Source organism: Vulcanococcus sp. DEBay_Sum29NL08_54 (assembly GCF_017859255.1).
Taxonomy (GTDB): domain Bacteria; phylum Cyanobacteriota; class Cyanobacteriia; order PCC-6307; family Cyanobiaceae; genus Vulcanococcus.
This window is the reverse complement of record NZ_JAFMNJ010000021.1, coordinates 22,652-29,456: the sequence shown is the minus strand read 5'-3', so window position 1 is coordinate 29,456 and position 6,805 is coordinate 22,652. Positions and strand designations below refer to the sequence as shown.

The 6,805-nt window shown below is 66.3% G+C and carries 6 protein-coding genes, 1 tRNA gene and 1 pseudogene; 5 read left to right on the top strand and 3 right to left on the bottom strand.

Going from position 1 to position 6,805, the window contains the following annotated elements:
• A pseudogene (locus tag QZ186_RS08145) lies at positions 1-918 on the bottom strand (phosphoglucomutase/phosphomannomutase family protein); the annotation flags it as partial.
• Between the two features lie 63 nt (positions 919-981).
• Between QZ186_RS08145 and QZ186_RS08140 the strand changes: the two are divergent.
• A complete protein-coding gene (locus QZ186_RS08140) occupies positions 982-2,433 on the top strand; it encodes a TM0106 family RecB-like putative nuclease (protein ID WP_296416401.1) in 1,452 nt (483 codons plus the stop codon).
• On the opposite strand, the gene QZ186_RS08135 is transcribed toward QZ186_RS08140, so the two are convergent.
• Both QZ186_RS08135 and pyrE read right to left on the bottom strand, forming a co-directional pair.
• Positions 2,424-3,284, bottom strand: coding sequence for an aminomethyltransferase (locus QZ186_RS08135; protein ID WP_296416400.1), 861 nt, complete (start codon positions 3,282-3,284; stop codon positions 2,424-2,426). The genes QZ186_RS08140 and QZ186_RS08135 overlap by 10 nt on opposite strands.
• Positions 3,281-3,865 (bottom strand): orotate phosphoribosyltransferase, encoded by a 585-nt coding sequence (gene pyrE / locus QZ186_RS08130; RefSeq protein ID WP_296416399.1) that lies wholly within the window; start codon positions 3,863-3,865, stop codon positions 3,281-3,283. The genes QZ186_RS08135 and pyrE overlap by 4 nt, the downstream gene beginning before the upstream one ends.
• A 60-nt stretch (positions 3,866-3,925) precedes the next feature.
• Here pyrE and QZ186_RS08125 point away from each other — a divergent pair, with 60 nt between their 5' ends.
• The 4 genes from QZ186_RS08125 to QZ186_RS08110 all read left to right on the top strand — a co-directional run bounded on the left by QZ186_RS08125 (position 3,926) and on the right by QZ186_RS08110 (position 6,805).
• On the top strand, positions 3,926-4,399 hold the full coding sequence (locus tag QZ186_RS08125; RefSeq protein WP_247476355.1) for an Occludin/ELL family protein: 474 nt from the start codon (positions 3,926-3,928) through the stop codon (positions 4,397-4,399).
• Between the two features lie 12 nt (positions 4,400-4,411).
• Positions 4,412-4,484 (top strand) — tRNA-Ile (locus tag QZ186_RS08120).
• A 10-nt stretch (positions 4,485-4,494) separates the two neighbouring features.
• Positions 4,495-5,778, top strand: coding sequence for a hemolysin family protein (locus QZ186_RS08115; RefSeq protein ID WP_296416397.1), 1,284 nt, complete (start codon positions 4,495-4,497; stop codon positions 5,776-5,778).
• 34 nt (positions 5,779-5,812) lie between these two features.
• Positions 5,813-6,805 carry a Gfo/Idh/MocA family protein gene (locus QZ186_RS08110; RefSeq protein WP_247476351.1) on the top strand — a complete coding sequence of 331 codons (993 nt, stop codon included), beginning with the start codon at positions 5,813-5,815 and terminating at the stop codon, positions 6,803-6,805.

The window sequence follows — 6,805 nt, the reverse complement described above, 5'->3', positions numbered from 1 at the left end:
GGTTTTCACCACCGAACCGCTCATCCCCTTGGCCCGGGCCAGGTGATCAATGAACAGGGGCATCAGCAGCTGGGTGCTGCAGAAGCGTCCGTGTTCATCCACCGCGGCAATGCGATCGCCATCGCCGTCAAAGACGATGCCCACGGCCGGCCGGCCGGCCAGGGTCGAGGCCCGCACCTCTGCGATCAGTTGCTGCAGGTAGGGGGCCAGGGGTTCGGGCGGGTTGCCGCCAAAGAGGGGGTCGCGGTTGGAGCGGATCTCACGCAGGTGATCGCTCTTCGCTGCACCCTCGAGCAGGCGGCTCAGTCCACCGGCCGCGGAGCCGTGCATCGGATCGACGATCACCTGCAGGCCTAGGCGCTCGAGTCCGGCGCTTAGAGCTGCGGTGTCCACCTTGGCTTTGAGGCCCGCGAGGTAGGTCCCCATGGCGTCAAAACGCAGGGTCTCGCCTTGGATCGGCACGGAGATGCCGCCGGCCTGCAGCCGCTGCTCCACCCGCTTGGTGAAGTCCCCTTCCACCGACCCACCAAAGGGGCCTTTGATCTTCAGGCCCAGCCATTCCGGGGGGTTGTGGCTGGCGGTGATCACCAATGCACCGAGGGCCTGGCGTTCCACTACGGCCCAGCTGGCGGCTGGAGTGGGGATGGGCGCTTCCGCCAACACCGGCACCAAATCGGCGCCGCGCACCGCGCTGCAGATCGCTTCAGCGAGTTCCGGCGCGAGGAAGCGGCGGTCGTAGCCGACCACAATCTCGCGGCTGTTCAGTCCTGCGGGTGCTGAGGCCTCCAGTTCCCGGGCGGACGCGGCAGCAACCGGCAGGAGCCTCTCGACCGTGATGTCCACGCCGAGGATGCCCCGCCAACCGTCGGTGCCGAAGGCAATGGGGCTGGCCTCCAGGGGCAGGGGCGCTGAAGCCATCGGAGCAGGGCAGGGGCGACATCCACGTGCTAGCAGCCTGCGGCGGCCACCTAGCGTCAGGGGGTGCCAGCTCAGATCCTGCTCAACGACCGCTTCTTGCGCAGTTGGTTGCGCTGCAAGCGCCGCGCCTGGCTGGATTGCCATGGCGATAGCGACCAGCGGCTCTGGACGTCCCACCGCGAACTGCAGCTCGATGAGCAGCGCCGCAGTTTCGCGACCTTGTTCCCTGAACGCCCCGGCCACGGGGAGGCGGCAGCCCAGGCCGGAGCTCCGGCGGTGGTGGGCCTGCGGCTGAAGGGTGAAGGCGTCGAGGCCCACCCGCCCCTGCTCCAGAGGGTCAAAGGCGAAAGCCGTTGGGGGCCTCACAGCTATCGGCCGGTGTTGTTTCGGCCGGGACGGCGGACGACGCGCGAGCACCGCTACGTCCTGGCCCTCTGGGGGCGGTTGCTGGCGGAGGCGCAACAGGCACCGGTTCGAACCGCCTTGGTGCTCTCGGGATCAGGTCGGGGGTTGCAGCAGGAGACCGTCCCCTTGGCCGGCAGCCTGCCGCGACAGCTGGATGAAGCGCTGGAGCGCCTGGCCGAGGATCTGCGCCGGCCCACGCCGCCTCCCCTGGTGGCCGATCGCAAGAAGTGCGTGCTCTGCAGTTGGAAGGCCAGCTGTGACCAAGTGGCCGCGGCGGAGGGACACCTCAGCGAAGTCAGTGGGATCGGCGCCAAGCGGCGCGACATGTTGATGGAGCTGGGGATCGATCGTCTCGGTGCCCTGGCTGAGGCCGATCCAGGCGACCTGGCGGATCGCCTGATGACCTATGGCGAGCAGCACGCCGAGATCGCGCCGCAGCTGGTCACCCAAGCCCAGGTGCAGGCCAGGGGCGAACCGCTGCGGCGCGACCCTCTGGCGGCCCTGCCGGAGTTGGCGAAGGCACCTGGGGTGCTCATCTACGACATCGAATCGGATCCCGATGCCCGGGACGATTTCCTTCATGGCTTTGTCCGTCTGCCCCGCAATCCCGACGGCACTTGGCCGGATCTAGCCCAGGCCTCCGCTGCGCCTTACCACCCGGTTCTGGCCCTGCTGGAGCACGGCGAAGAGCGGCTCTGGCAGCGCCTGATGCGTTTGCTCGAGGCCTATCCCGATTGGCCGGTCTTGCACTTCGGCGAAACGGAGGTCTTGGCCCTGGTGAAGATGGGCCAACGCTTGGGGGTGCGCGAGCGGGAGCTCAAGGCCCTACGGGCCCGGATGCTGGATGTGCATCAGCGCCTGCGCCAGCACTGGTGGATGCCCACCAACAGCTACGGGCTCAAGGCGGTGGCCAGTTGGCTCGGCTTCCGTTGGAGCCAACCGGGGGTTGATGGGGCTCGGGCCCTGCTCTGGTGGCGGCGCTGGCGCCTGGGCGGAGCCGGCGCCGATGGCCGTGGCTCCCGCCAGAACCTGCGCCGGATCTTCCGCTACAACCACGACGATGCCCTGGCGACCTGGGTGGTCGCCCGTTGGCTTCTCGATCAGCCCTGACCGCCAGCGCCGATTGGAGGCGCGATAAAGGCCAGGGGTGTGCTGATGGTCACCTCGGTGCCGCCTGCGTGCAGGGTGCTGGCCTCGAGCTGAGAGCGTCGGATCAGCGCCAGCCCCCGGCCGCCCTGAGAGGAGGTCACCACTCCAGCCCGCTCGCCGCCGGCGCTGCTCAGGGTTGTGCCGGGCTCGAGGGCTTCGCTGCTCTCCCAGTAGCGCAGCTGTTGCTTGACCCCGTCGTAGGTGGCGAGTTTCGCCAGGGTCTCCTGGCCCACGTAGCAACCCTTGTTCAGGCTCACCCAATGGGCCAGTCCGAGTTCAAACGGATTGGTGTCGTCGTTGAGTTCGCTCGGTTCGGCGGGCAGGCCATGGCGGAGGCGGTTGGCTTCCACCTGCTCGCCGGACCATTCCGGAAGGTCAGCGAGCCATGGCGGCAGCTCCTCGTCAGATCGCTGCAAGACAACGGCAGCATTTGGACCGCTGCCGAGGTCGACGCCGGGACGCAGCAGCACGCTGTCTTCGGTTTGGGCGTCGCCCTGCCACTGCCAGAGGGTGGCCGGCTGAACAGCGCCCAGCCGCACGTTGTCGGCGGGGAAGAGCACGCGATCCAGGGCGGCCCGGATGGCCTCACCATTCCCCGCGATGACGATCAGGTCAGCACCTGCGTCATCAATGCAGACCAGGGCCAGGCCGCGCATTCGTGCCGTTGGGCTGATCAGGCAGGTCGGCAGGCAGTCTCCGGCTTTGGCCAGTTCAATCGCTTGACTGCTCTGGCCGTGCAGGAAGCGGCGGGTGTCGCTGCCCTCCAGGCGGATCAAGCTGACGGGAGTGCCCCAGCGGCTGGCTGCGCTCATGCCTGGTGTGCGGCTGCGACTTCATCCAGCTGGAACAGGCTGCGCAGTTCCAGACCGGCCTCCTGCATGGCAGCCAGACCGCCTTCCTGGCGATCGACGATCGTCACGACGCGCTCGACCACATACCCCGCTTCGCGCAACTGCTTCACCGCTTTGAGGGAGGAGCCACCGGTGGTGACCACGTCCTCGAGCACGGTGATCCGGCTTCCCGCCTCCGGCAGGGGCCCCTCCAGCCAGGCACCGGTGCCATGGCCTTTGGCTTCCTTGCGGACGATCAGGGCATCCAGGGCTTGACCGGCCAAGGCCGCGGCTTGGGCCACGCCACTGACCAGGGGGTCGGCGCCGAGGGTCAGGCCTGCGACGGCCACAGCGCCGGGCTCGACCAGTTCCAGCATTTGGGCCGACAGCAGCGCGAGGCCCAATCCGCTGAGGCTGACGGGCTTGCAGTTGACGTAGTGACTGCTGGTGCGACCGGAGGCCAGGGTGAAGTTGCCGTGGCGGTAGGCCCGCGTGGCCAGCAGCTCCAGCAGCAGTTGCCGCTGTTCGGTGCTGGTGGAAGGCAGGGAAACGGTGGTAGTCACTCCGCTGGCGTCGAGCTCTCGGTCTGTCTAGTTTGCGCCTAGAGCCCAGAGCCCCAAGGGATGCAGCTGCTCCGCTCACTCGCCATCGCTGCCGCTGCGGCGGGATCGCTGATCCCGGCTGCTTCAGCGGGCCCCGTTGTCTGCCGCACCAGCATCGAGGCGCCCCTCGATGGTTCTCCGCTGGTGGAGGTGAGTCGCTGCGGGCCAGTGACGACCACGGCTGAGCTGATGGAGCAGCGCTTCTTCAGCTACACCGCGCCCTATGCCCGTGGGGTCAGCGTCGTGAATCAGATCACCGATGTTCTCGGCATTGCCATGGGCGGCCGCGAGGGCAACCGGGTGATGGGTCTGGGTTTCCCCGATCAGACCATCGTCTGGGACGGTTCGGCGGTGGAGAACACCTATCAAGTGCTGCTGGATCAGCAGAGCACCCCCCTGCCTTGGCGCACGGCCGATGTCTCCAATGGCTTCTGCCAAGGGTTGCCCCAGGGCGGCTGCAGCAACCTCTCTGCTCCCGTGCGCGGCCTGTGGTAAACCACAACCGCCGGGGGTCTAGCAATCTGGTGAATGCAGCGGACTCATAATCCGCCTTAGGCGAGTTCGATCCTCGCGACCCCCATTCTTTGGCGATGCGATTTCTGGCTCCGGCGGCCCTGCTGATCCTGCTGGCCTTTTTCGCCGCCTCCGAATTTGCCCTGATTCGCCTGCGCCCGACCCGGGTGCAGTTGCTCGAGGAGGACGGCCACGCTGGTGCGACCGCCGTGGCACGCCTGCAGCGGCGTTTGCGCCGGGCCCTGGTGGCGACGCAGCTCGGCATGGCCATGGCCCTGTTGGCGCTGGGCTGGAGTGGCCGCGCCCTAGCCGAACGGCTCTCCACTGCTGCCGGTCAGCAGGTCTGGTGGGACATCGCTGTCTTTGCTGTCCTCGTGCTCCTGGCCACTCTTTTGGGCGGCTTGGTGCCCAAGGCCTGGGTCTTGCATCGCCCCGAAGCCACCGCCCTTCGGCTGGCTCCGGTGTTGGAGAACCTGATTCGCACCCTGGCGCCGTTTTTGGCGGTGGTGGAGCGTCTGGGTGATGGGGTGCTGCGCTTGCTGGGCTTGCCGCGTAACTGGGATCAGTTGGTGCCGGCCCTCTCAGCCGGTGAGCTCGAAACCCTGATTGAGTCCAACAGCGTCACCGGCTTGATGCCCGATGAGCGCGACATGTTGGAGGGTCTCTTTTCTCTGCGCGATACCCAGGTGCGGGAGGTGATGGTCCCCCGTTCGGGCATGGTCACCCTGCCTTTGGAGGTGCGCTTTGGTGAGCTGATGGAGGCCGTCCATACGACCCACCACGCCCGCTTCCCGGTCTTGGGCAGTTCCCTCGATGACGTGCGCGGGGTGCTGGACCTCAGGCGTTTGGCGGAACCGATTGCCAAGGGACTTCTGCAGCGCGACACACCGTTGGCTCCCTATGTCACCCCGGTCACCAAGGTTCAAGAGACCACGCCAGTCGCTGAATTGCTGCCCTTGATTCGCAGTGGTCAACCGCTGTTGCTGGTGGTGGATGAGCACGGAGGCACCGAGGGTCTGGTCACGATCTCCGACTTCACCAGCGAGATCGTCGGCGAAGAGGAGGATCCCGAAAATCCCGAGGAGGATCTCCAGCAGCTCCAGGACGACAGCTGGTTGGTGGCCGGAGATCTGGAGATTTATGAGCTGAACCGGGAGCTCAACCTCCAGTTGCCTGAATCCGACGAACATCACACCCTCGCCGGCTTCCTCTTGGAGCGCCTGCAGCACATCCCTTCACCCGGAGAAAGTGTGTTCTGGAAGGGGCATCAATTTGAGGTCCTCGCGATGGATGGTCCCCGGATTGACCGTGTAGAGATCAGTCGCCGTTTGGCAGAGCCCGTCAGCGATGACGACCTTTGATCCCTGATAATTACTGCGCCGGAACACCAACGCCATGAAGCCAGTCCGCGTTGGGGTCATCGGGATCGGAAACATGGGCTGGCACCACGCCCGGGTGCTCAGCCTGCTCAAGGATGCGGAGCTTGTCGGGGTTGCGGACCCAGACCCCCATCGCGGTCAGCTTGCGGTCGAGCAGTTTGGCTGCCGCTGGTTTGGGGATTACACCGAGCTGCTGAAGGAAGTCGAGGCGGTTTGCATCGCGGTGCCGACGCTCCTGCACCACCGCGTCGGCATGGCCTGCTTTGACGCGGGCGTCCACGTCCTGATCGAGAAGCCAATCGCAGCGACCCAAGACGAGGCCTCCGATCTGATTCGAGCGGCGAAATCCTCAGGCCGTCTGCTGCAGGTGGGGCACATCGAGCGCTTTAACCCGGCCTTCCGCGAGTTGGTCAAGGTGGTGGCTGGCGAGGAGGTTGTTGTGCTGGAGGCCCGCCGCCACAGCCCCAACCCGGACCGCGCCAATGACGTCTCGGTGGTGCTGGATCTCATGATCCATGACATCGATTTGGTGCTGGAACTGGCGCAGGCCCCCGTTATTCGCCTTGCCGCCGCCGGCGGCCGCAGCGCCGATGGTCCGATCGATTACGTCAATGCCACCTTGGGCTTTGCCAATGGTGTGGTCGCCAGCCTGACCGCCAGCAAGATGGCGCACCGCAAAATCCGCAGCCTCTCCGCCCACTGCCGCAGCGCCCTGGTGGAGACCGATTTCCTCAACCGCAGCCTGCAGATTCACCGGCGGACCCACCAGTCCTTCAGCGCTGACCACGGTGAATTGCTGTATCGCAACGACGGATTCATCGAAGAGGTCAGCACCTCGCCGGTGGACCCCCTTGTCGCTGAGCTGGAGCATTTCCTCCAGTGCGTTCGCGGTGAGGAGAAGCCCGCCGTTGATGGCCCTCAGGCCTCGCGGGCCCTGCTGCTGGCCGATTTGATCGAGCAGTGCGTTGAGCAGGCCAACATCTGCATGACCCTGCCGGAGCCGATCTAA

What these genes read in the sequence shown, in the direction of transcription:
- QZ186_RS08135 (WP_296416400.1), bottom strand. Translation starts at nt 3,284, where the DNA reads ATGAGCGCAGCCAGCCGCTGGGGCACTCCCGTCAGCTTGATCCGCCTG.
- QZ186_RS08125 (WP_247476355.1), top strand. Translation starts at nt 3,926, where the DNA reads ATGCAGCTGCTCCGCTCACTCGCCATCGCTGCCGCTGCGGCGGGATCG.
- QZ186_RS08110 (WP_247476351.1), top strand. Translation starts at nt 5,813, where the DNA reads ATGAAGCCAGTCCGCGTTGGGGTCATCGGGATCGGAAACATGGGCTGG.
- QZ186_RS08115 (WP_296416397.1), top strand. Translation starts at nt 4,495, where the DNA reads ATGCGATTTCTGGCTCCGGCGGCCCTGCTGATCCTGCTGGCCTTTTTC.